Source organism: Rhizobium changzhiense, from assembly GCF_013087625.1.
GTDB lineage: Bacteria > Pseudomonadota > Alphaproteobacteria > Rhizobiales > Rhizobiaceae > Rhizobium > Rhizobium sophorae.
Genome location: NZ_JABFCQ010000007.1, coordinates 46,158 through 68,814, shown reverse-complemented (window position 1 = coordinate 68,814; position 22,657 = coordinate 46,158). Strand labels below are relative to the sequence as shown.

The 22,657-nt window shown below is 61.6% G+C and carries 24 protein-coding genes; 13 read left to right on the top strand and 11 right to left on the bottom strand.

Annotated features, from left to right (window positions below; translation table 11 throughout):
• Position 1: 1 nt before the first annotated feature.
• The 3 genes from G9X68_RS27810 to G9X68_RS27800 all read right to left on the bottom strand — a co-directional run bounded on the left by G9X68_RS27810 (position 2) and on the right by G9X68_RS27800 (position 3,639).
• Positions 2-1,021, bottom strand: coding sequence for an ABC transporter permease (locus G9X68_RS27810; protein WP_171605126.1), 1,020 nt, complete (start codon positions 1,019-1,021; stop codon positions 2-4).
• Positions 1,011-2,561, bottom strand: a complete 1,551-nt coding sequence (locus tag G9X68_RS27805) for a sugar ABC transporter ATP-binding protein (protein WP_171605125.1) — start codon at positions 2,559-2,561, stop codon at positions 1,011-1,013. Before G9X68_RS27805 ends, G9X68_RS27810 begins: the two co-directional genes overlap by 11 nt.
• A gap of 64 nt (positions 2,562-2,625) precedes the next feature.
• A complete protein-coding gene (locus tag G9X68_RS27800; protein ID WP_171605124.1) occupies positions 2,626-3,639 on the bottom strand; it encodes a sugar ABC transporter substrate-binding protein in 1,014 nt (337 codons plus the stop codon).
• A 366-nt stretch (positions 3,640-4,005) separates the two neighbouring features.
• On the opposite strand from G9X68_RS27800, the gene G9X68_RS27795 reads away from it, so the two are divergent.
• From G9X68_RS27795 to G9X68_RS27775, 5 genes are all read left to right on the top strand, one after another.
• Positions 4,006-4,869, top strand: coding sequence for a helix-turn-helix domain-containing protein (locus G9X68_RS27795; RefSeq protein WP_171605123.1), 864 nt, complete (start codon positions 4,006-4,008; stop codon positions 4,867-4,869).
• A gap of 107 nt (positions 4,870-4,976) precedes the next feature.
• Positions 4,977-5,414 (top strand): VOC family protein, encoded by a 438-nt coding sequence (locus G9X68_RS27790; RefSeq protein WP_171605122.1) that lies wholly within the window; start codon positions 4,977-4,979, stop codon positions 5,412-5,414.
• Between the two features lie 52 nt (positions 5,415-5,466).
• Positions 5,467-6,513, top strand: coding sequence for an ABC transporter substrate-binding protein (locus G9X68_RS27785; RefSeq protein ID WP_171605121.1), 1,047 nt, complete (start codon positions 5,467-5,469; stop codon positions 6,511-6,513).
• 8 nt (positions 6,514-6,521) lie between these two features.
• On the top strand, positions 6,522-7,310 hold the full coding sequence (locus tag G9X68_RS27780; protein WP_171605120.1) for an ABC transporter ATP-binding protein: 789 nt from the start codon (positions 6,522-6,524) through the stop codon (positions 7,308-7,310).
• Positions 7,307-8,077 carry an ABC transporter permease gene (locus G9X68_RS27775; RefSeq protein ID WP_168307666.1) on the top strand — a complete coding sequence of 257 codons (771 nt, stop codon included), beginning with the start codon at positions 7,307-7,309 and terminating at the stop codon, positions 8,075-8,077. The genes G9X68_RS27780 and G9X68_RS27775 overlap by 4 nt, the downstream gene beginning before the upstream one ends.
• An 88-nt stretch (positions 8,078-8,165) precedes the next feature.
• On the opposite strand, the gene G9X68_RS27770 is transcribed toward G9X68_RS27775, so the two are convergent.
• Positions 8,166-9,068: an alanine--tRNA ligase-related protein gene (locus G9X68_RS27770; RefSeq protein WP_171605287.1), complete on the bottom strand. Its 903-nt coding sequence runs from the start codon at positions 9,066-9,068 to the stop codon at positions 8,166-8,168.
• A 124-nt stretch (positions 9,069-9,192) separates the two neighbouring features.
• Between G9X68_RS27770 and G9X68_RS27765 the strand changes: the two genes are divergently transcribed.
• Positions 9,193-9,624 (top strand): antitoxin Xre-like helix-turn-helix domain-containing protein, encoded by a 432-nt coding sequence (locus G9X68_RS27765; RefSeq protein ID WP_171605119.1) that lies wholly within the window; start codon positions 9,193-9,195, stop codon positions 9,622-9,624.
• Positions 9,621-10,103, top strand: a complete 483-nt coding sequence (locus tag G9X68_RS27760) for a type II RES/Xre toxin-antitoxin system toxin (protein ID WP_171605118.1) — start codon at positions 9,621-9,623, stop codon at positions 10,101-10,103. The genes G9X68_RS27765 and G9X68_RS27760 overlap by 4 nt, the downstream gene beginning before the upstream one ends.
• A 138-nt stretch (positions 10,104-10,241) precedes the next feature.
• On the opposite strand, the gene G9X68_RS27755 is transcribed toward G9X68_RS27760, so the two are convergent.
• The 7 genes from G9X68_RS27755 to G9X68_RS27730 form a co-directional block, all read right to left on the bottom strand.
• Positions 10,242-10,649 (bottom strand): type II toxin-antitoxin system VapC family toxin, encoded by a 408-nt coding sequence (locus G9X68_RS27755; RefSeq protein ID WP_171605117.1) that lies wholly within the window; start codon positions 10,647-10,649, stop codon positions 10,242-10,244.
• Entirely contained in the window at positions 10,649-10,903 is a 255-nt protein-coding gene (locus G9X68_RS27750) for a type II toxin-antitoxin system Phd/YefM family antitoxin (RefSeq protein ID WP_011649626.1), read from the bottom strand. Before G9X68_RS27750 ends, G9X68_RS27755 begins: the two co-directional genes overlap by 1 nt.
• A 77-nt stretch (positions 10,904-10,980) precedes the next feature.
• Positions 10,981-11,967, bottom strand: coding sequence for a 4-hydroxythreonine-4-phosphate dehydrogenase PdxA (gene pdxA, locus G9X68_RS27745; RefSeq protein WP_171605116.1), 987 nt, complete (start codon positions 11,965-11,967; stop codon positions 10,981-10,983).
• A 30-nt stretch (positions 11,968-11,997) separates the two neighbouring features.
• Complete coding sequence (locus G9X68_RS27740) at positions 11,998-13,131, bottom strand: iron-containing alcohol dehydrogenase (RefSeq protein ID WP_171605115.1); 1,134 nt, start codon at positions 13,129-13,131, stop codon at positions 11,998-12,000.
• A gap of 175 nt (positions 13,132-13,306) precedes the next feature.
• A complete protein-coding gene (locus G9X68_RS32245) occupies positions 13,307-13,429 on the bottom strand; it encodes a hypothetical protein (protein ID WP_280526524.1) in 123 nt (40 codons plus the stop codon).
• A 59-nt stretch (positions 13,430-13,488) separates the two neighbouring features.
• Positions 13,489-14,676: a sialidase family protein gene (locus G9X68_RS27735; protein WP_171605114.1), complete on the bottom strand. Its 1,188-nt coding sequence runs from the start codon at positions 14,674-14,676 to the stop codon at positions 13,489-13,491.
• Between the two features lie 11 nt (positions 14,677-14,687).
• The gene (locus tag G9X68_RS27730; RefSeq protein WP_171605113.1) at positions 14,688-15,593 is read right to left on the bottom strand and encodes a dihydrodipicolinate synthase family protein; all 906 of its coding nucleotides are present in this window, start codon (positions 15,591-15,593) and stop codon (positions 14,688-14,690) included.
• Between the two features lie 327 nt (positions 15,594-15,920).
• On the opposite strand from G9X68_RS27730, the gene G9X68_RS27725 reads away from it, so the two are divergent.
• The 6 genes from G9X68_RS27725 (at position 15,921) to G9X68_RS27700 (ending at position 22,656) form a co-directional block, all read left to right on the top strand.
• Positions 15,921-17,558, top strand: a complete 1,638-nt coding sequence (locus tag G9X68_RS27725; protein WP_171605112.1) for an ABC transporter substrate-binding protein — start codon at positions 15,921-15,923, stop codon at positions 17,556-17,558.
• A gap of 125 nt (positions 17,559-17,683) precedes the next feature.
• Positions 17,684-18,640 (top strand): ABC transporter permease, encoded by a 957-nt coding sequence (locus G9X68_RS27720; protein ID WP_171605111.1) that lies wholly within the window; start codon positions 17,684-17,686, stop codon positions 18,638-18,640.
• Positions 18,641-18,642: 2 nt separating this feature from the next.
• Complete coding sequence (locus tag G9X68_RS27715) at positions 18,643-19,599, top strand: ABC transporter permease (RefSeq protein ID WP_171605110.1); 957 nt, start codon at positions 18,643-18,645, stop codon at positions 19,597-19,599.
• The gene (locus tag G9X68_RS27710; protein ID WP_171605109.1) at positions 19,596-20,603 is read left to right on the top strand and encodes an ABC transporter ATP-binding protein; all 1,008 of its coding nucleotides are present in this window, start codon (positions 19,596-19,598) and stop codon (positions 20,601-20,603) included. Before G9X68_RS27715 ends, G9X68_RS27710 begins: the two co-directional genes overlap by 4 nt.
• Positions 20,603-21,595, top strand: coding sequence for an ABC transporter ATP-binding protein (locus tag G9X68_RS27705; protein WP_171605108.1), 993 nt, complete (start codon positions 20,603-20,605; stop codon positions 21,593-21,595). Before G9X68_RS27710 ends, G9X68_RS27705 begins: the two co-directional genes overlap by 1 nt.
• A complete protein-coding gene (locus G9X68_RS27700) occupies positions 21,592-22,656 on the top strand; it encodes a four-carbon acid sugar kinase family protein (RefSeq protein ID WP_171605107.1) in 1,065 nt (354 codons plus the stop codon). The genes G9X68_RS27705 and G9X68_RS27700 overlap by 4 nt, the downstream gene beginning before the upstream one ends.
• Position 22,657 lies beyond the last annotated feature (1 nt).

The window sequence follows — 22,657 nt, the reverse complement described above, 5'->3', positions numbered from 1 at the left end:
GTCAGGCCTCCTGTCGGCGCAGCAGCGTGGTCGCGGAAACGACGATGAGAATGAGCACGCCCTGGACGCCGCTGACCAGCGTGCTCGAAATGTTCAGCAGCTGGAAACCGTTGACCAGGAAGCCGACCAAAAGGGCCGAAAGCAGCGTCCCGGTGACTGTCGGAACCAGCCGGCGCGAAAAGACCGAGCCGAGCAGGGCCGTCACGACGACGGGCAACAGCATCTCGCCGGCGCCGGTCGTGCTGCCGCTCAGATAGGAAACCGACAGAATGCCAGCGATGCCGCCGGAGACGCCACTGGCGACAAAGGCGCCGGCCAGCAACCGGCGAAGCGGCAGACCGGCGGCACGCGCCGCATCCGGAAACTCACCGACGGCATAGAGGCGCAGGCCGAGCGGGGTATATTGCACGATCGCCGTGGTGATCGCCGTGAAGCCGAGGAGCACATAGGCAAGAACCGGAATGCCGAAAGGATCCGAGGCGGAAAGCGCCGACAGGAAAGGCGTCGAGGCCGGCAGGACGGTATTGCCGGTCAGCACCAATTCCAGGCCGGCGACGACGTTCATGACGGCCAGCGTGGCCAGCAGCGGCACGATGCCGGCATAGACGACGGCAATGGCATTGACCGTGCCGATCAGGGCGCCGGTCAAGATTGTCGCGGCAATCGCCGTCGCATTGCCGTAGCCGAGTTGCGTCAGGCTCGCATAGACGGCGGCGCTGAGACCCATATTGGCAGCGAGCGACAGGTCGATGCCGCCGGTGACGACATTGGAGCCGCCGGCGATCAGCACGATCGTCAACCCGATGGCAAGCACGCCGGAGATGGTTGATTGGCCAAGCACGTTGCCGATATTGCCGATGCTGAGGAAATAGGGTGCTGTCAGCGAGAAGATGATCAGGATGGCGGCGAAAGTGATCAGCGATCCGAAGCGCAATGCCGCAGCCGCAATATGGCCGGCCGGCCGGGGAGGCGGTTCCGCAGCGGAAAAACCGGAAGGCGCGAATTCCACTTCAGCCGACATGGCGTTGTCCTTCGGATGATCCGGTCGATTGAGCGAGCACCGCATCCGCCGTGGTCTCCGACGATATGAATTCCCGCACCACGCGGCCGCGGAAGAGCACCAGGATGCGATCGGTGATGCCGACGAGTTCGGGCAGATCCGAAGACAGCACGATGACGCCGGCGCCGCGCGCCGCGAGTTCGCCGATCAGCGTATAGATCTCGACCTTGGAGCCGATATCGACGCCAACAGTCGGCTCGTCGAGCAGATAGACCTCGGAACGGCGGCTCAGCCACTTGGCGATGGCGATCTTCTGCTGGTTGCCGCCCGAAAGCGTGCGCAGCAGGGCGTCGCGCCCATTGGTCTTCACCTGCAGCCGCGCTATCAGAGCGTCCACTTCTCTCTGTTCGCGTCTGCGATCGAGAAAGCCGAAACGCGTGAAGCGGCCAAGGCTCGAAAGGCTGATATTTTCCGCGACGCTGAGGTCGAGCGCGACGCCGTGGCGACGCCGATCTTCCGGCACCAGCGCGATCTCGCGGCCGGCTGCCTGGGCGGGATTCGTGAAACGGGCAGCCTTGCCGCTGATCTCGATATGGCCGGAAGCCGGAGTCTCCAGACCAAAGAGAGCGCGGACCACCTCCTTCGCACCGGAACCGAGCAGGCCGGTGAGGCCGAGCACCTCGCCGCGGCGAAGCGTGAAGCTGATGTCGCTATATTTCCCCGGCGCCGACAACTGCTCGACTTTGAGGATTTCTTCGCCTGGCGTCACCTGCGGCTTCGGGAACATCTCCTTGATGTCGCGCTCGACCATCAGCCGGGCAATCGCCCCGGCCGAAGTCTCCCCGATCGGCAGGGAGGCGACGTCCAGCCCATTGCGCAGCACGGTGACGTGGTCGCAGAGCTCTTCGATTTCGTTCAGGTAATGCGAGATATAGATGATGGTGACGCCTTCGTCGCGCAGACGGCGGATCAGCCGGAAGAGGATATCGGCCTCGCGGCGCACCAATGCGGCCGTCGGCTCGTCGAAGACGAGCACCTTCGGCTGATTAAGGAGGGCGCGGGTGATTTGCACGATCTGTTTTTCGGCGGTCGACAATTCGCTGATCAAGGCGGCGTTCGGCAACCGGATACCGAAATAGTCATTGAGAATCTCGGATGCGCGGCGCTGCATCCGTCGCCGGTCGAGGAACGGCGTGCCCGCGATGCGTGGCTCCCGACCGAGGAACAGGGCTTCGCCGACAGTGAAGGTCGGCACCAGCAGCCGGTCCTGGTGAATGAAGTGGATGCCGAGCTCTTCGGCAAGATGCGGTGTCAGCCGATCGAATGTTTGCCCTTCGATCTCGATCCGGCCGCCATCCGGCTGGTGAAGGCCGGCCAGCAGCTTGATCAGCGTCGACTTGCCGGCGCCGTTCTGACCGACGAGACCGTGGATGGTGCCGCGCCTGACGATCAGCGACGCACCGGCAAGCGCCTGCGCGCCGCCAAAATGTTTGACGATGCCTTCAAAGCGGATGATGTCGTCGCGTGCCGTCACCGGCTGCTTCAACGAAATGGCCGTCATGTCGATCTCTCCTGGCGGGCAGATTCCGAGCGATCCGACATGGCCGGATCGCTCGGGTTCAATGTCAGCCGATGCCGAGCTTCTTGGTGACTTCGCCGACATTGGTCTTGTTGGCGAGCAGTGCCGGAACATAGGTCTCGCGCGGCAGTGTCTGGCCGGCGAGCAGCTTGGCGACGTTACGAATGGCGGTGCGGCCGATTTCCGCCGGCTGCTGGGCGACATCGGCGCCGGCCGGCGAATTCGGATCGGCGATGAGCTGCAGCACTTCCGGGCTGCCATCGACGCCGTAGGTGCGGATCTCGGTCCGTCCGGCGGCTGCCAAAGCCTGGGTCGCGCCAAGCTGCGGAATGTCCCAAGCCGACCAGATCGCCTTGATCGAACCCTTTTCGGGATATTTGTTTAGGATGGCCGTGATCTGCGTGAAGGCGTCCTGCACGGTATTCGGGATGACGTCGCGCAGTTCCGGCTGGAGGATTTTTACCTTCGGGAAATATTTGACGACATTGACCAACTGGTCGTAGCGGATCGCGCAGGGGGTTACGCCGTAGAAGCCGTTGAAAACGACGATATTGCCTTCGCCGCCGATATCGGAGACGAGCTGCAGCGCCAGATCCTTGCCGATGCCCCAGTTATCGGAGGTGGTGTTGTTGATCGAATTGGTCGAGCCGACGTCGACGGTCAGAACCGCGATTCCGGCATCGCGCGCCTTCTTCAGCCAGGGATCGATGACGCTGAGCGTGCCAAGGATTTGAACGATCGCATCCGGCTTCTGGGCAATCAGTGTCTGCAGCTGCGAGACCAGCTTGCCGTCATTGCGTCCGGCATCGACGGCGATCGGCTCGCCGCCGAGGCGCTTTACCTCTTCGATCTGGGCATTATAGGCCTGCAGATCAAAGAAGTGATCGGTGCCGGTTGCGCTGATGGCGATGCGCTTGCCTTTCAGTGACAGTTCTGCGTCGGCCGCGAAAACCGGCTGCTGCCCGACCAGCGCAGCACCCGCGACGACGGCCCCGGCCGCGGCAGACAGTTTCAACAGATCTCGTCTTCCGAGACCGCTTCCGGACTTTTCGATGCTCATTACCATTCTCTCCAATTCAGTTATGTCTATAAATTAAGTAGACTAATGAGAATGGGGAGAAAGGAATTTCCAAAATGACGCTCTCCGATGAAAAGAGTGGACGGAGAGAACACTCATTCCTGGCTGCGGTTTCCCGCGAGCGGGCCGATCAAGAAGAAGCATGCATTGCATAATTCTTGCGCATGCGACCAAACTTACCGAGGGTCAACTCCTGCCGGGCCGTGGTGCCGTGTGGCGCGGCAGCAGGCGTAAAATCACGATTTAACGGGCACCGTCGGGTTTTATGCTGCAACGTTGATATCCAGCGCGAAGCTTCGCTCCACTTGGCGCGCAACTTGCCTCTCCTCTACTAGGGAGAATGAAACAATGCCCGACATCGACCCGCAGATTTTCTCAATAAGCCGGCCATCCCTCGGAGGCTACAAGGCCTTCGTTCAACGCGACATGATCGTCGAGACCTATCGCAGCGCCGCGGGGCAAATGGTTTCGAGGGGCTCCCTTCACAGAATTTCGATCAACCGCACGGCGCACGGCAAATATGCCTATCGGTTTGGAAGCGGAGCGTTCCGCAAAGTCGAGAGGCCACCGTTCACGCTGGGATTTCAACCGGCCGCCACCGTCCTAGAAGTCGATGGCGATGCGGCGGATTATATCTCGATCTTCCAGTCACCGGCGCTTTACAGCAGCATCGGGGGCTCTCGCTTTGATCCCGAGCATTGGGATAGTGACGCGCTCAGCGCGACGACTGATCCGACAACGCTGCAGGTCGCCCTCTCCCTTGCATTTGCCGCCGAGAAGACCGGGTGCGACGACCCGCTTTTGATGCAGCATCTGGGGATGGCGCTCGCCTGTTGCGTTGTAAAACTGCTGGGCTCCAAACCCGAAGCCGGCGATCGTCCGCTGACATCGGACAATCTCCGGCGTGTGATCGATTACATCGAGAACCTGCTTGGCAAATCCGATCTGAGTGTGGAGGAGCTTGCCAGGGTGGCCCATATGAGCCCGTTTCACTTCAGCCGGGAATTCAAACGGGCGGCCGGTATGGCGCCGCATCGCTTCGTTCTCGAACGCAGGATCGAACGAGCACGGCTTTACCTCGCCGATGGCAAGGAGACGCTCGCAAACATCGCTTATGCCACAGGCTTTTCCAGCCAGGCGCATTTCTCCAGCGTCTTTCGGCGTCTGATGGGGGCGACACCGAAGGAATACCAACGTTCGGTCCGTCTTTGAGCCGGCTCTTGCCGATGACAGATCAGCAGCTTTGCGAAAGACAACCGCACGAATTTGAAATCTCTTGAGGCTGCGGTCTGCGAGGCTTTTCCCATCAGGAGGCCCCTATGACCGCTTTTGCCCAAACCAATCCGATTACCGACATCTGCTTTTTGGTCGAGGATATCGACAAAGCATCGGCCTTCTATGTCGACCGGCTTGGCTTCAAGCCGCGCCGACGGGCTCCGGGCTTTGCCGATTTCAAAGGGGCGGGCGTGACGCTGGCGCTGTGGGAGATCGAGCATATCGCCGAGAATACCGGTGTCTCACGCCGCCGTGCCCCTCCGGGTGCGCACAAGGCCTGCGCGGCCATCGAGCTCGCTTCGCCAGAGCAGGTCGATGCTGCCTATGCGGAGCTGAAAGCTGCGGGCGTGCTCTTCCACGCGCCGCCGCAGGACTATGTCTGGAACGCGCGATGCGTCTATTTCGCCGATCCTGACGACAATCTCTGGGAAATCTATGCGTGGTCCGCAGGCGGCCCGATCGGTGACATCGACCCGCAATAGCGAGCGCAATCGGCCGGTCGTCCGACAATCCAACAAGGGGAAAGGCAAACAAATGAACGGGAATGACACACAAATCGTGGTCGGCAGGCGTACCGTCTTGAAGGGCGGAGCCTTTGCCCTTGCTGCAGCGACGGCAGGGATCAGCGTGTTCGTACCGCGTCAATCGAATGCCGCCGCATCCAAGGTCGTCATCAAATATGACTGGTTGATGAGCAACGGACAGATCGGCGATATCGTCGCAGTCAAGCAAGGACTGTTCGAGGCCGAGGGTCTCGACGTCGAGTTTTCCCCTGGCGGTCCCAATTCGGCAACGGTGCCGCCCGTGATCACGGGTGATGCGCAGCTCGGCCAATTCTCGGATTCGGCGCAGCTTCTTCTTGCCAGGTCATCCGGCGTGCCGATCAAGATCTTCGCCTGCGGTTTCCGCATGGCGCCTTTCGCCTTCTATTCGCTGCCCAAGGCGCCGATCCGCACCGTCAAGGATATGGTCGGCAAGCGTATCGGCATCCAGCCGACGGCCCGTTATGTGCTCGATGCCATTCTGCTGAAGAACGATATCGATCCATCGAGCCTGACCATCACCAATATCGGCTTCGACATGACGCCGCTGACGACCGGCCAGGTCGATGCCGTGACCGGATGGATCACCAACACGCAGGCCCTTTCCATCATCGGTCCCGACCGCATCGATCTGATGATGAAGGACACGGGCCTGCCGTCTTACGCCAATGTCTATTTCGCCACCGACGATGCCGTGAGCGGCCATGCCGAGACACTGGCAAAGGTGCTGCGTGCGGTCGCCAAGGGCTGGGCCTGGACGCATGAACACCCTGAAGAGGCAGTCAAATTGACGGTGGAGGCCTATCCGCAGCTCGATCTTGCCGTGGAATTGACGACGGTGCCGCGCATATTGTCACTGAGCTTCGATGCGACAACAGGCAAGGATGGCTGGGGCAGCTTCGATCCGGCCGCTCTTGCCGAGCAGATTTCCGTCTACGACCAAATCGGCCAGTTCAAGAGCGGCGCGCCGAAGCTGGAGGACTGCTATACGACTGAGATACTCGACATGACGGCGGACGTCCGCCCGAAGATTGCGTGAGAGCGGATTTGCCTGAAGCAGCGGCTATCGAAACCAAGGATCTGGCAGTCGGTTATGCCGGCGCTGGCGAGACGACCCGCATTCTGTCCGGCGTCGATCTCAGTGTCGGCAGGGGCGAGTTTCTGACCATTCTCGGTCCTTCCGGCTGCGGCAAGTCGACCTTCCTGCGTGCCGTGGCGGATCTTCTTCCGCCGCTTGACGGGCGGCTGTCGGTGCTCGGCAGGACAGCCTCGGAGGCGCGCCGGCGGCGCGAAGTCGCCTTCGTCTTTCAGGACGCAACGCTGTTGCCTTGGCGGACCGTGAGGGAGAATGTCGCGCTGCCGCTGCAGGTGGGGAAGAAGAGCGTCTCGCGATCGGTCGATCCACGGCCCGACCACTGGATCGAACTGGTCGGCCTGTCGCATCTGGCCGACCGCTATCCGCATCAACTGTCCGGGGGCCAGCGCCAGCGTGTCGCCATTGCGCGCGCGCTTCAATGCGAGCCGGATATCCTGCTCATGGACGAACCCTTCGGTGCGCTCGACGAGATCACGCGCGAACGACTGAACGACGAGCTTCTGGATGTCTGGCGCCGAACCGGCACGACCATCCTGTTCGTCACCCACAGCGTCGTCGAGGCGATCTATCTCGGCGGACGCGTGCTGGTCCTGGCGGCCAATCCGGGCCGCGTCCAGGCTCTGATCGACCTTGCACCGCTGAAAGACGAGCGCGGCCTCTGTCGGCGCGAGAGCCTCGATGTTCAGGAGACCGCAGCCCATCTGCGCCAGTTGCTGCAGCAGGGGAGTTCGGCTGCATGACGCATCGTCCGTTGTCACTCTCCGAGGCAATCGGCCTTCCTGTCATCGGCGCCCTTTCGCTGCTTCTCGCCTGGCAATGGCTGGTGCCGGCTCTCGGTATTCCGGCCTATATCGTTCCAACGCCGCTGGCGATCCTACGCACGCTTGGCATCGAATGGCGCTTCCTTTTGTCGAATGCGATCCCGACATGGGGTGAGGCGGGCCTCGGCTTCCTTTTGGGCAATAGTCTCGCTGTGATCCTGGCGGTTGCCTTTGTCTATAATCCGCGGTTCCAGGCCGCCTATTTTCCCGTTGTTCTGCTCTTCAACACCATCCCGGTGCTGGCGCTTGCGCCGATCATCATCCTCATCTTCGGCCTCGGCATGCTGCCAAAGGTCATCATCGCTGCTCTCATCTGCTTCTTCCCAACCCTGGTGAATACCGCTCGGGGCCTCAACCTGGCGACTGCGAGCGAGCTTGACCTGATGCATGTGCTTTCGGCGAGCGGGTGGGAGACCTTCTGGCGCCTGCGCGCCCCACGGTCTGCCCCCTTGGTCTTTGCGTCGCTGCGTATTTCGGCAACCACCTGTGTGATTGGCGCGATTGTCGGGGAGTGGATCGGCTCGAACCAGGGCCTGGGCGCTGTCATCATCCAGTCGACATTCAATTATCAGGCGGAAAGGCTCTTTGCCGCCGTCGTGCTCGCCTCCTTCTCCGGCATCGTCTTTTTTGCCGCTGTTGCCCAGATCGAGCGGATTTTCCGTCGGCTGCAGCCGGGGCAGAGCTGAAAGCGTTCAATGCGGGCGCCGAAACGCTGACGCTTTCCAGGATATGACAAGGCCCCCCGATGTTATCTGCGGGAGGCCTTGCCTGTTGCTACTCCTCCGTGCTTTCACGGATGTCGGAGAGATCGATGCCATGGGTGTCGAACCACCAGTCGGGACTCATCTCGGAATGGCGGTCACGCAGACGCAGATATTTGGCGCGCAGCCGCTTCTGGCGTTCGACCTCTTCCGCGAAGAAGGGGTGATCGAGCGTGCCGCCCATCTTGTGGATGCGACGGAGCAGTTTCCGCAAGACGTATCCTTGCTCCTTGTTGCCCGGCCGGTAGCCGCTTTCCACGATGGTCCTGACCGTCTCGCACAGTGTCCCAAGCGCATCGTCTTGCGGCGTGCCGTTGACGATCATGTCGAGACGCTCGAGACCGAAGCCGACGTCGATGCAGGTTCCGAGCGGATTGACGATGTTTCCGATCTCGACGCCATCCTTATAGAACTCGGTGCAGTATCCGCTGATGCTGCCATCGCTCCATATGCATTCCGGATCCGGCACGATGGGCACGCGCCCGCGATAGAGCGGCGTCCATTCCAGGAGGCGGTCAGGATGGATCGTCACATGATCCGGCATAAGTCCGAGCGTTCCCAGAAACTCGAGCCAGAAATCGATGGCGTTGCCGACGGTCAATTCCCGGAAGGAGAAAAGGCCGAGCATGGTGAAGTGGAGAAGGTGGGTTCCGTCGCCGATCTCGTCGAGGTCGCCCATGCGCAGGCAAGCCTGGCTGTTTGCGACGGTTCCACTATGGGAGGGATCGGAGAAGAGGGGCTTGTACTGCTGCATTCCGGCGCTGCAGAAGAGCGTGGTAGCATCATGCGGCTGTACGGATTCGATGCGTATGAAATCGATGCCCTTGGAAAGGCAGAAGTGTTGATATTGCTGGATCAGGCGTCCCGCGGTGACATAGGCAACCTCCTTTGCTGTTCGTGTGCCTTCGGGGAAGATAGCGATCTAGTGCGCCTGCGGCAATCCGCTGCTCGGCTGGCGAGGATCAAAAACCGGAACGGTGCACTTGATAACAGGATCACTTGAGACTAAATATAGCCTCAAGTGAAAAGGAGCCGTTACCATGATGGGATTTGCCGGTATCGCCGATGTTCTCGGGCTGCCCGCCAGGGAGCCGGTATCGCGTTCGGCCTTCGGCCTGCTCTCTAGCATCGAGGAAGGATTGCCAGTCAAGGCGCTTGATCGGATGGCGCTGCTTCTGGCGCCTGATGACGCCCAGTTCAAATACCGGCTGGTTCCGAAGGCCACCTATGAGCGGCGCAAGTCCAAGCATCGGCTCTCCTCCGACGAGGGCATAAAGCTCGCCCGTCTGGCACGCGTCTGGGGATCGGCGCTCGATGTGTGGCAGACCGAGACCGAGGCGCGAGATTTCCTGTTTCGTCCGCATGCAATGCTGGAGGACAGGCGGCCGATCGACGTGGTCATCCAGAGCGAGATCGGCGGCGAGCTCGTGCTCGATATCCTCGGAAGCCTGAAATACGGCAGCGCTGCGTGAGCGCACAGCATCTTGACCGTACACTGACATCCGTCCGCATCGGAGATCCCAGTGGAACCTATCCGATCTTCGACGCCACCGGCTCGACCATCGCGCCGGGGCGGTGGAACACGTCGGGCAGCCCGATCATCTATACGAGCGAGCATTATTCGACCGCACTGCTCGAAAAGCTCGTCCACGGCAGCGGAAGGCTGCCGCCCAATCAGCACTATGTCACGATCACCCTACCGCGTGGGCTAAGCTACGAGGTCTTCTCCGAGCCCGCGCTGCCGGGCTGGGACAGCATGCCGGCGAACGTCAGCAAGGCTTTCGGCGAGCGGTGGTGCCAGGAAAAGCGCAGCGCCGTCCTGCTGGTCCCAAGCGTCGTCGCCCGCGTCGACAACAACATATTGATCAACCCAGCCCACCCGGAATTCGCGTCCATCTCAGTAAGCCTCCACCAACCGGTCTTCTGGGATCGTCGCTTGTTCGGCATGTGACGGGTTGGCGGTGCAATCAGCGTTTCCGCAGAGCAGACCAAAACGCCGGACAGATGAGGCTTGGTTAGCAGATCATGATGCTGCCACCAAGCGCACCGACAATAGTTCTCGACCCGACGTAGCCAAATCCTCGACTGCTCACGCGTCCGTCTCCCATGGATTTATCACCGCTGCGCCGGTGTCGTCGAAATCGCCGACATTGCGAGTGACGACAATCAGATCATGAACGATCGCGGTTGCGGCGATCAGCCCGTCGATATCGCCACGCGGCCGGATGGCGGCGATGCGGCCCCATTCGACGGCGATCTCGCCGGTCACCGACAGGATCCGGTCGCCGTGATCATAACGCAGCTTGCGCAGCCACTCGGTGAGATGCGCCGCGGTCTTCGGATCCGACTTCTGTTTGAGGGTAATGCCGCGCATGATCTCGCCAAGCGTCAGCGCACTCAGGTGGATGGTGAGCGGATCGACGGAGCGCAGCCAGGAGACCGCCTGCGGCGCGCCGCGTCGCGCCTCCGAGACGATGTTGGTGTCGACCAGATACATCAGAAGGCAACGTCGCGGCTTGGAGTCTTGTTGCGCGCTTCGACCGCATCGGCGAACTCATCGTCCCAGGCGGGGCCGCCGAGCAGGTCGTCGACAAGCGTCGGCCTGCCGGCGCGCAGGGCGTCGTAGTCGCGGGCGGACAGAACGACGGCCGTGCGCTCGCCGCGCACGGTAACCACCTGCGGCCCTTCTTGTCGGGCCTTCTGCACGACCTTCGAAAATTGGTTCTTGGCGTCCTGCAGTTGCCATTCCATCGAATCCGCTCCTAGCTAGACTGTCTAGCTATGTATGTGCGGAATGCCGATGCGTCAACGGCCTCTGGAAGCCGCGATCATACTCTCTGCCGCGGCGAGCGGGCCATCAGCCGGGCATAGGCGATGGCCGAGAGCATGTTGACGTGGTTGGCCTTGCCGGTGCCGGCAATGTCGAAGGCGGTGCCGTGATCGACCGAGACGCGGTCGATCGGCAGGCCGAGCGAGACGTTGACCGCGGTGTCGAAGGCGACGAGCTTGATCGGGATATGGCCCTGGTCATGATACTGGGCGATGACGAGATCGAAAGCGCCGTTATAGGCGCGGGCAAAAACCGTATCGGCCGAGATCGGGCCGACGACGTCGATGCCCTTTGCCTGCGCCTGCTCGACGGCGGGCGCCAGGAATTCGGTGTCCTCGGTGCCGAACAGACCGTTTTCGCCGCAATGCGGATTGAGGCCGGCAACGGCGATGCGCGCTGTCTTGCCAAGCCGCAGGAAGTGGCGATGGCCAGCTTCGATGGTCGCCAGCACCCGCTCGGTCTTGGCGCGCTCGATCGCGCCCTTCAGCGAGATATGGGTCGAGACGTGGATGGTGTTCAGCCGCTCGGAGGCAAGCAGCATGAAGGAGCTCTTCGAACCGGTGAGATGCGCGAGCAGCCCGGTATGGCCGTCATGGTGATGGCCGGCGAGGTTCATCGCCTCCTTGTTGATCGGCGCGGTGACGATGACGTCGGCTTGACCAGACATGGCGAGGTCGACGGCGCGGGTGATATAGCGCACCGAGGCATCGCCGGCGACGGGGCTGACCTTGCCGATTTCGGGAAGGGCGGCGCCGAGCGCGACTTCGTCGACGGCGATCCTGTCGTCGCCGGGTGCATCGGCAGGCCCGAACCGCAGTCCGGTGCCGGTGACGCGATCGGCGCGCTCCAGTGCTTCGACATTGCCGACAATGACGAAATCGCGGCGTTCTTCCCTCGGAAGGGCTGCCAAGGCCTTGACGATCACCTCGGGGCCGACACCGGCCGGATCGCCGAGCGTCACGGCGACTTTCGCATTCCTGTCCATCGATCGAATTCCTTCTAAAAACCTTACCGCTTAAAACGCAGCCGCGTAAATTGCGCGAATGTCGGCGCGCGAGAGATCGCGCGGATTGTTATCAAGCAGACGGCGAATGGCAAAGGCGTCGTCGGCCATGGCGTCGAGATCGCTTTCCGGCACGCCGAGACTGGAAAGTTTCATCTCGATACCGAGGTCGGCGCAGAAAGCGTAAGCCGCATCGAAGACGGAGGTGACGTTTCCGGAGGTTTCACGCCCAAGCGCTTCCATCACCGCCCTGGTTTTCTCAGGCGCGGATGGTGTATTGAAGGCGAGAACATGCGGAAAAATCAACGCATTTGCCGCGCCGTGGGCCACATGCCAGCGCGTGCCGAGGGGATAGGCAAGCGCGTGGCCGCCGGCGGTGTTGACCGGGCCGAGGCAAAAACCGCCGTAAAGCGAGGCGAGCGAGAGGCCGGCGCGCGCCTCGGCGTCATTACCGTCCTTGACGGCGCGGGCGAGATATTTGCCGACGAGGCGCGTTCCCTCGATCGCATAGATGTCGACCATCGGATGGGCCTTGCGGTTGGTGAAGGCCTCGACGCAATGGGCCATGGCATCGACGCCGGTGGCGGCCGTCGTGCGGGCAGGGACGCTGAAGGTCAGGGCCGGATCGATGACGGCGATATCGGCCAGCATATGCAGGCTTTCCACCGCAAGTTTTGCCATCGTCGCCGGATCGGTGACGAGTGCACGGATGCCGGCCTCACTGCCGGTGCCCGATGTCGTCGGCACCTGGGCGAGCGCCACCTTGCGCGGCCCATGCACCTTGTTCGGGCCCACAACCTCGTGCAGCGTCTGGGCGGAGCCGGCAAGCACGGCGGCAAGTTTTGCCAGGTCCATGGCGCTGCCGCCGCCGAAGCCGACAATCAGCTCGGCATCGGCGCGATTTGCCGCCGCTAGGACCTTTTCGAGATTGGCCGTATCCGGCTCGGGCGTCACGTCGGAGAAGACGGTTACCTCACCCTTCAGCTCCAGCACGTCGATGCGCGAGGCGTTGAAGGCATCGGAGATGACAAGTGTGCGCCGATAGCCCCTTTCGGCGGCCCATCTGCCGAGCTTTCCCGCCGTGCCGACGCCGAATTCGATCAGATGCGGCCGAACTATCGTGATCGGCGAATCCAAGCTGGCCATGAAACCAGTCCTCCCTGCAAGGTCTTGCGGCAATATCGTCGCCTCTTTAATGTAAAGTTGTCAGATCAATGTCAAGCGAGCATTCCAGCGAGGGGAATTTTTTATCATCTGATGTGCGACCGGGCGTGCTGCAAAGCGGCGTTGCCGTGTTAATATCGATAAATATATCAGTGTGTTATGAAATATGTGATGATGAAAACAGCTTGTCGGACAGCAGCTGACCATCTCTTTGTGCAGGCGGTGAATAATCCAACCCTGTTGTCAATTTTTCGTCAGCCAACCCCACACCCGCTGTCATTCCGCATCCTTTCGCATGCGAGCGGATGCAGGATGACAATTTTCCGGCCGCCGCTTTGTCTACGGCAGGAATTGCGGGGCGAGGCGCACATATTTGATGGCGCGCCGGTAGTAAGTGTAGGCGATATGGAGCGTACCGTCGCCGCCCCGGACGATCGAGGGGTAGGAGAATTCGCGGTTCAGCGAATCCTTCGAATTGTTGCTGAGGCAGAAGCCGTCGCCGGTATCGAGATCGATGCGATGCGGAAAGCTCTTGCCGCCATCCCTCGATATCGCCAGGCTCAGCGGCGCACGCGGAACGCCCCAGACGGCCTTGCGTGCGCTGCTATCGGCAGCGACGGCGGTCTCTCCAGGCTCGCCACCCTCGATTTCGTCATAGAGAGACTGGCGCCGCGCATCCGACATGGCGGCATTCGCATGGTTGTAAACCATTGCGATTGCTCCATTATTCAGGATCGTGGCCTGGATCGAGGAGTTATTGTTCGGCAATTCGGCGGGCTCTGGCGCGCTCCATGTCTCGCCGCCGTCGGATGATCGGCTGGAGAGGATATTTTCGGCGAAACGGTTGCGGTAGAAGGCGATCATCTCGTCGCCGCCAAGCGGCAGGATGTTCATGTGAACCGCGCCGATACTGTCTGGAATATCGCGCATCTGCCAGCTCGCGCCGCCATCACGCGATATCAGCACCGCAGCCGTATCGGCATCGCCGCTCCAGCGCTGGCCGTTCAGGCCGACGCAGCGGAACACCGGAAGCAACCAGTCGCCTTTGCCGTTGACGACGATCTGCTGGCGAACGAAGGTGCCGGGACTATCGCAGAGCATTTGGACTGGGCCGAAGGTTTGGCCGCTATCGCCCGAAATCCGGCATTTGACAACAGAGCCGTCCTGGTTGCCCGAAGTCTGCGAGGTATAGAGCAGCCACACTTTTCCGTCGGGAGCGTTGAAAATTAATGGATTTTGTTCGGATTTCGCCGGATCGTCGCTCATCTTTTCCGGTACGGACCAACGCTCGGAGCCCGGCGCCAGGCGCGACATGTAAATCGAGATATCGCCCATGCCCTCCATCGTGCCGCCGAACCAGACGCAGGTCAGCGTGCCGTCGGGCAGAAAGGCGAGATTTGCGGCGTGGTTCTGGATGCAGGGGGAGGGCAGATAGCTGTCCGCACGAGCCTCGATGGTGGGGTGAGGGGTGATGGCCCCGGTCATCAGGGCCGGAACGGCTTCCGGAGGTAGGCCGGTAAAACTCATGACGGATCTCCTCAAGGCAGCTTGGCATAGCTTTGGGCGAGTGCGGCATAGTCGGCATCGCTGAGCGGCATCAGCGGCGCACGTGTGCGCTTCCAGGCGGGATTGCCGGTCTTCAGTCCCACCATCGCCTTGATGGTCGGGATCTGGACGTAGGAATTGGAAAGCGTGCGATAGGCGTTGATGCGGGCCTGCGCCGCCTCGACATCCGCGGCGCGCGCCTCGTCATGGACATGGTCGTAGACGGTGCGCAGCGAATTCGCCACGAGATTGGAGGTGGCGGTGATGCAGCCGGCACCACCCGCCTTCAAGAGCGGCAGCAGCAGCGGATCAGCGCCCGCGAGCACCGAGAAGCCGGGATAGGCGGCGATGATCGCCTGCATGTTGTTGAAATCGCCGGCGGATTCCTTGATGCCGACGACCGTTTCGGGGAAGGCCGCAATCAGCCGCCCGATCAGCGGAATGGATAGCGGAACGCCTGAGACCTGCGGAATATGATAGAGGATGACCTGCAGGCGCGTGTCGGCGACCTTCTCCAGCACCTGCGAATAGGCGGCGAAGAGACCATCGTCGGAGACGCCTTTGTAATAGAATGGCGGCAGCATCACCACCTTGGTGACGCCAAGCGACAGTGCGTGCCGGGTGAGTTCCACAGTCTCGGGAATGGCGACGACTCCGGTGCCCGGCAACAGTCTGTCGGCAGGAATGCCGGCCTTCAGTGCTGCTTCCAGAATGGCGCGTCGCTCGGCGCCGGAGAAGGAATTGGCCTCGCCCGTCGTCCCAAGCAGCGCCACGCCATGGCATCCGTCGGCCAGCAACTGTCTGCAATGATCGGTGAAAAGGGCGAAATCCGGCCTGTTGTCCGCCGTCAGTGGCGTTGCGGAGGCGCTGAAAACGCCGGTAATCCTGTGATGGCTCATTTCGCCCCCCTCGGCGCGTCCTGTCTGGCTGGATCCGTGTTCGAACCGCCCGGCTACGCATGCAATGTCATTCGTCTGTCGCGATGGAGTGCAAAGAACTTTTCCATTGCCGCGCTTTTGTCAAGAAGACAAAATGCTGTGACACCGTTGCGAAAAGTTATCTATCTGTTATATATCATATATTTTCAGAAGAAAATTTTGTTCGAATTGAAATCGCGATTTTTTGTTGACATATTTACAATAACGAGAGAACGATACGGAACGGATTGTGCTGCGCCTGGCAGGTGCAGGGAGAGCGCTGCCGAATTCACCGTGGGAGGGAATGCCATGTCTTTTGATCAATCGGATAAAACCAATCTATCGCGCCGCAACGCGCTGAAGCTCGGGCTTGCGGCCGGCGTCGGCCTCACCGTGTTCGGGATGAATGCGCGCATCGTTCTGGCCGATGAAGGCCAGGTGCTGAAGGTCGCGCATCCGGCCTTCGACCAGGACTGGTCGCCTCTGCGCGGCGGCGGCAGGACGTTCCGCTGGAATTCGATCTGGTGGGCATCGCCGATGTATTTCGACAGCCAAGGCAATATCAAGCCCTACGTCTTCACCAACTGGGAATCGGCCGACAACACCGTCTGGACCTTCAAGATCGACCCCAAGGCCGTCTTCTCCGACGGCAGCAAGATTACCTCGGCCGACGTCAAGGGATCGTGGGAAGTCGCCTCGATGCCGAACACCAAGAGCCAGCGCGCCGACCAGGTGCTGAGCAAGGTCAAGGGTTACGCCGAAATCGCCGCCGGCTCCGGCAACGAGCTGACGGGTGTCGCGACACCCGACGAGGGAACGGTCGTCGTGACGCTGGCTGCTGCGGATCCGATCTTCTTCATGCGCCTGGCAAACCATATCGCGCCGATCACCAAGGCATCGCAGTCGCGCGGTAGCGACGGCGAGGAGATCATCGACTGGTACAAGCCGGACAATAAGCCGGTCTTCTCCGGTCCCTTCAAGCTGACGAGCCTCGATATCGACGCCGGCAAGCTTTCTTTCGAGCCGAACGAGAATTTCTTCGGGCCGAAGCCGAAGCTTGCGCGCATCGACATCACCTCGATCGAGGACAATGTCAGCGCGACGTCGCTGATCAAGTCGGGAGAGTTCAATGCCCATACCGAACTCATCACCTCGACCATTATCCAGGATCTTGGCCCGGAATTCTCGGCCGGCCCGCTGATCCCGACCAGCCAGCACTTCTGGTTCAACATCTCCCGCGCGCCGATGGACGATCCGAAGGTCCGCCAGGCACTGATCATGGCCGTCGATCGCGATGGCCTGTTCAAGGCGTCCTATCCCGACGGGCCGCATAAGAAGGCGGATCAGATCCTCAATGCAGTCCCGGGTGCGGAGAATTCCGGCTTCGAGCCCTATCCCTATGATCCGGAGGCTGCCAAGAAGCTGCTTGCGGAATCGACCTACGGCGGCCCGGAGCGCCTGCCGAAGATCCTCTTCGTCGGCATTTCGGGGCCGGCCATTCAAGCTGCCGCCCAGTTCATCGCCGAGCAGTGGCGCCAGAATCTCGGCATCACTGCCGTCGATATGAAGCCGCAGCAGGATTCCTATGCGGGTCCGGATCAAAACTCGGTCCAGATCTTCCGCGACGACGTCGGCACCCGCGTGCCGGATGCCGTCTCCTATCTGGCGGGAAGCATCGCCTCGACCTCGTCGAACGCCCAGAACAAGCTTGGCGGATACAAGAACGACAAGGTCGACAGTGCCCTTGCCGAGGCCACGACCAAGGCTGCGGATGATCCGCAGCGCATCGCTCTCGCCCAGGAAGCCCAGAAGGCGTTCCGCGAGGATTGGGCCTTCATCCCATGGTATTCTCAGGCGATGTCGCGCTGGGCCACCAAGGAGGTCAAGGGCCTGGAAAAGAACCTTGACTGGCAGGTCGTCGAACCCTGGAACATTTCCATCGGTTGATCCGGAACAATAGTTCCTGGCAATAAACGCGCGAAGGCCGCAAGGCCTTCGCGCAAGTTTCAAGAAGAAGAGATGCGATCGCAGCCAAAAGCGGGAACGTATCGAACAACAGGTGGGAGGTGGCCATGCTGCGCTACGTGCTAACCCGATTTGCCATCTGGATTCCGTCCGTTCTGGTGGTGATGCTGGCGGTCTACGCGCTGGCCTTCTATGGCGCCGGCGATCCGATCAAGCTGATCTTCCTGCGCGCGCCGGGCGACGTCGCCTATAATCCGCAGCGCATCGAAGCCATTCGCGAAAGTGCCGGCCTCAACAAACCCTTCATCGTCCAGTTTGGCCTTTACATCTGGAACCTGCTGCACGGCCAGTTCGGCAATTCGCTGACATCGGGCCGCTCCGTCTGGGCGATGGTCTCGGCCGCGGCCCCCGTCTCATTCCAGCTTGCCCTCTGTTCCATCATCCTAACGGCCGTCGTCGCGATCCCGCTCGGCATGATCGCCGCGCTCAACCAGAATTCACGCATCGACTATGCCATTCTGGGCTCCGCGCTCTTCCTGTGGGCGATCCCGGCCTATGTCGCCGGCCCGCTGCTGATGGTCGGCCTCATCGTGCTGCTGCCGGGGGCGAGCGTGCCCTATGGCTGGGGCGGCATCTTCGATGTCCGTGTCCTGCTGCCGCTGCTCGTCCTTTCTTTCCAGCCGATCGCGCTGATCGTGCGTCAGACACGTGCCGCCGTCATCGAGGTACTATCGGAGGATTTCGTCCGGACCGCCCGCGCCAAGGGCGTACCCGAGATCATCGTGGCGTTGCGTCATATCCTGCGGCCCGTACTGACGCCCGTCGTCACGCAGCTCGGCCTGATCATGATCACCATCGTCAATGGCGCGATCTTTGTCGAACTCGTTTTCGGCCTGCCGGGCCTCGGCCGGTTGACGGTGCAGGCGCTGATCAATTCCGATTATCCGGTCATTCTGGCGATCACGCTGATCGGATCGTTTCTGGTAATGGCGTCGAACCTTTTGGTCGATGTGCTCTATCCGCTGCTCGATCCGCGCGCCAATGATTCAAGAAGGAGCCGCTGACCATGTCCGCAATCCCTCTTTCCACCATCGAAACCGTCGAAGAGCCGGTCAGCCTGTGGCGCGACGCGTGGTATCGGCTGAAGCGCAACAAGCTCGCCGTCTTCGGTCTCGTGATCGTCTTGATCCTCGGCTTCACGGCGATCTTCGGGCCTTACCTTACGCCTTATGACTATTTGAGCCAGGACCTCAACGCCCGCAATGTATCGCCGTCGATGAGCCACCTCTTCGGAACCGATGATCTCGGTCGCGACGTCTTCAGCCGCGTGGTCTTCGGAACGCGCACCGCTTTCCTCGTCGCCGTCATCGTCACCGTCTTCGCCGTGGTGATCGGTCTCGTGCTCGGCGCCGTCGCTGGTTTCTTCGGCAATCCATTCGATCGCATAATCATGTGGCTGACCGACGTGACGATGTCGGTTCCCAACCTGCTGCTCGTCGTCGTCATCAACGCCTCGCTGAAATCGCCGATCAGCAAATGGATGGAAGCGCGTTATCTCGAGACCCTCAATCCCTTCTATCGCGAAACCATGTGGGTGGATTTCGCCCTCGTCTTCGGGTCTATGGCGCTGATCTCCTGGCCGCCATATGCTCGGCTCGTGCGCGCCCAGGTGCTGTCGATCCGCAGTCGACCCTATATCACCGCGGCCCAGGCGCTCGGGCTTTCGAACTGGATCATCATCAAGCGTTATGTCATTCCGAATGCGCTGGGCCCGCTGATCGTCTCGGTCAGCGCCGGTCTTGGCACGGCGATGGTGCTGGAAAGCGCCTTCAGCTTCCTTGGCGTCGGGGTCAATCCGCCAACGCCGAGCTGGGGCAACATGATCTCGGACGGCCTGCGCGTCTGGCAGCATTATCCGCATCTTCTCGCCGCTCCGGCGGCCGTGCTCGGCCTTGCCTCGGTTGCCTTCAGTTTCCTCGGCGACGGCCTCAACGACGCCCTCAATCCGCGGGGCAGCAAATGATGGATACGAAAAGCACCGACCGCCTGCTCGATGTCAGGAACCTCACCGTCGAAATCGACGGCCGCAACGGCCCCGCCATCGTCGTCGACGGCATCGATCTCCATGTCGACAGGGGCGAGACCCTCGGCGTCGTCGGCGAATCCGGCTGTGGCAAGAGCCTGACCATGCTGAGCCTGATGCGGCTCCTGCCGAACAAGGTCAAAGTCACCAAGGGATCGGCGACATTCGACGGCCGCGACCTGCAGACGATGTCGAATAGAGAACTGCGCAAGGTGCGCGGCGGCGATATCGGCTTCGTCTTCCAGGATCCGATGACCTCGCTCAATCCGGTGATGCGCGTCGGTGCCCAGATCTGCGAGCCGCTGATCTATCACCGCGGAATGAAAAAGGCGGCGGCTCGCGCGCGCGCTGTCGAACTTCTGCGGCTTGTCGGCATTCCCGGCCCGGAAGAGCGCTTGCAGGCCTATCCGCACGAGCTTTCCGGCGGCATGCGCCAGCGCGTGATGATCGCGATGGGCCTTGCCTGCAATCCGAAGCTCCTGATCGCCGACGAGCCGACGACGGCGCTTGACGTCACCATCCAGGCCCAGATCGTCGATCTGGTGAAGGATCTCAGGACCAAGCTCGGCATGTCGGTCGTCTGGATCACCCACGATCTGGCTCTGATCGCCGGCCTCGTCGATCGCGTCGCCGTCCTCTATGCCGGCACGGTGGTCGAAGATGCGCCGGTCGACGAGCTCTATGCCCGGCCGAGCCATCCCTATACACGCGGTCTGCTGTCATCGATCCCGAAGCTCTCGGACCCGCCGGCAAGCCGGCTGAGCTCGATCGGCGGTACGCCGCCGGAGCCTGGCCGCAGGCCGAAGGGTTGCCCATTTGCGCCGCGTTGTCCGCTTGCCGAAACCATCTGCCACGAGAAGGTGCCGCAGCTCGAACCGTTGAGCGGCAGCGCCAATCACCGCGCCGCCTGTTTCGTCGTCCAGAGAATGCAGGAGGCCGCGTGATGGGTGCTCAGCCGCTGCTCAAGATCGAAAACCTGGTCAAGCATTTCCACGTCAAGCTGGGCGCCTTCGGCGAACGCTCGGCAACCGTCTATGCACTCGACAATGTCAATCTCGACATTATGGAAGGCGAGACGCTGAGCCTGGTCGGCGAATCCGGCTGCGGCAAGTCGACGACCGGTTTCACCATCCTCAACCTCTACAAGGCGACCAGCGGCAAGGTCGTTTACAAGGGCCAGGATCTCGCGACGCTCGACGAAAAACAGATGCGGCCGTTCCGCCGCGACCTGCAGATCGTCTTCCAGGATCCGTATTCGACACTCAATCCGCGCATGACGGTGGGCGAGGCGATCGGCGAGCCGATCCTCTTCCACAAGCTCTGCACCAAGGCCGAGCTGAAGGACAGGGTCGCGACGCTGCTCACCGATGTCGGCCTGCCGACTCGGTTTGCCCAACGTTACCCGCACGAGCTTTCCGGCGGCCAGCGCCAGCGCGTCGTCATTGCCCGGGCGCTCGCCTGCCAGCCGAAATTCATTGTTTGCGACGAGGCGATTTCGGCGCTCGACGTGTCGATCCAGGCGCAGATCATCAACCTGCTGCTCGATCTGCAGGAAAAATACAGGCTGACCTATCTGTTCATTGCCCATGATCTTGCGGTCGTGCGCCATATCAGCACCCGCGTCGGCGTCATGTATCTCGGGCGGCTCGCCGAACTCGCCACCCGCGAGGAGCTCTTCGACAATCCGCTGCACCCCTATACCAGGGCGCTGCTGTCGGCCGTTCCGGAGACCGATCCCGAGCATGAGCGCACCCGCCAGCGTCAGATCCTGCAGGGTGATGTGCCGAGCCCGCTGAACCCGCCGACCGGCTGCCGCTTTCACACGCGCTGCCCGATTGCCATGGATGTCTGCAGCAAGGTAATCCCCGCCTGGCAGGAAGCAAAACCCGGCCATCTCGTCGCCTGCCATGCTGTCAACACCGGACAGACCGCATGACGCTGAAGGCCGCCATCATTGCCGATGATCTGACGGGCGCGCTCGATACCGGTACGCCCTTCGTCGAAGCCGGCCTTTCGGTTGCGGTCGCCATCGATGTCGAGGCGGCAGAGGATGCGATCGCCACCGGCTGTGACGTTGTCGTTATCAATACCGCCTCTCGCGCGCTCGGTGAGCGCGTAGCTGCCGAAAGGGTGCGCTTGGCGACCGATGCGCTTCGCGGCGAGAAGCCGGCAGTCGTGATGAAGAAGATCGACTCCCGGCTGAAGGGCAATGTCGCGACGGAAAGCCTGGCACTGGCCGATGCGCTCGGCCTGAAGACTATCCTCGTGGCGCCCGCTGTTCCCGATCAGGAGCGTGTGACCTATCGAGGCTGTGTCGTTGGCCGCGGCGTCGACAAGCCGCTGCCGATCGTCGATTTGTTCGAGAGCCGCGCAGGCAGCGTCACCGTTGCCGATGCGGAGGATGACGGTGATCTCGACCAGATCGTTGCCGATCAGGACTGGCGGCTGGCACTTGCGGTCGGCGCACGGGGTCTGGGTGCTGCCCTTGCCCGGCAGCTCGGCGAAACGGGGCGGCAGCCGGTGCCGGAATTTGCAGCGACCCGGCGCATCCTGTTTGCCTTTGGCTCGCGCGACCCGATTACCGCTACCCAGATGGACCGGCTCGAAGCCTCGGGCGTTCTGCGCATGGTGATGGACGCGCCGATCGGAGAAATCGAAGGCGGGGAGGGCATGGCGTTGCCAGCGCTGCTGCGCTGCACCGGCGATATGGCAGCCGATGCGGCACAGGTCGCCCGCCGTTTTGCGGCAGGCGTCAGAGCGGTCATCGACGATACCAAGCCTGACATGCTGATGGTCGGCGGCGGCGATACGGCGCTTGCCGTTTTCCAGGCGTTGGGGGTCAGAGTGCTGGCGCCGAAGGGCGAAATCGAAGCTGGTGTGCCGTGGTTTGATGTCACCGCGGCCGACGGGCGGCATTTTCGGTGCGCCGTGAAGTCCGGGGGCTTCGGCAAGCCCGATAGTTTGCTAAGGCTGGTTCTTTGGAATCGGGCGGCATAGT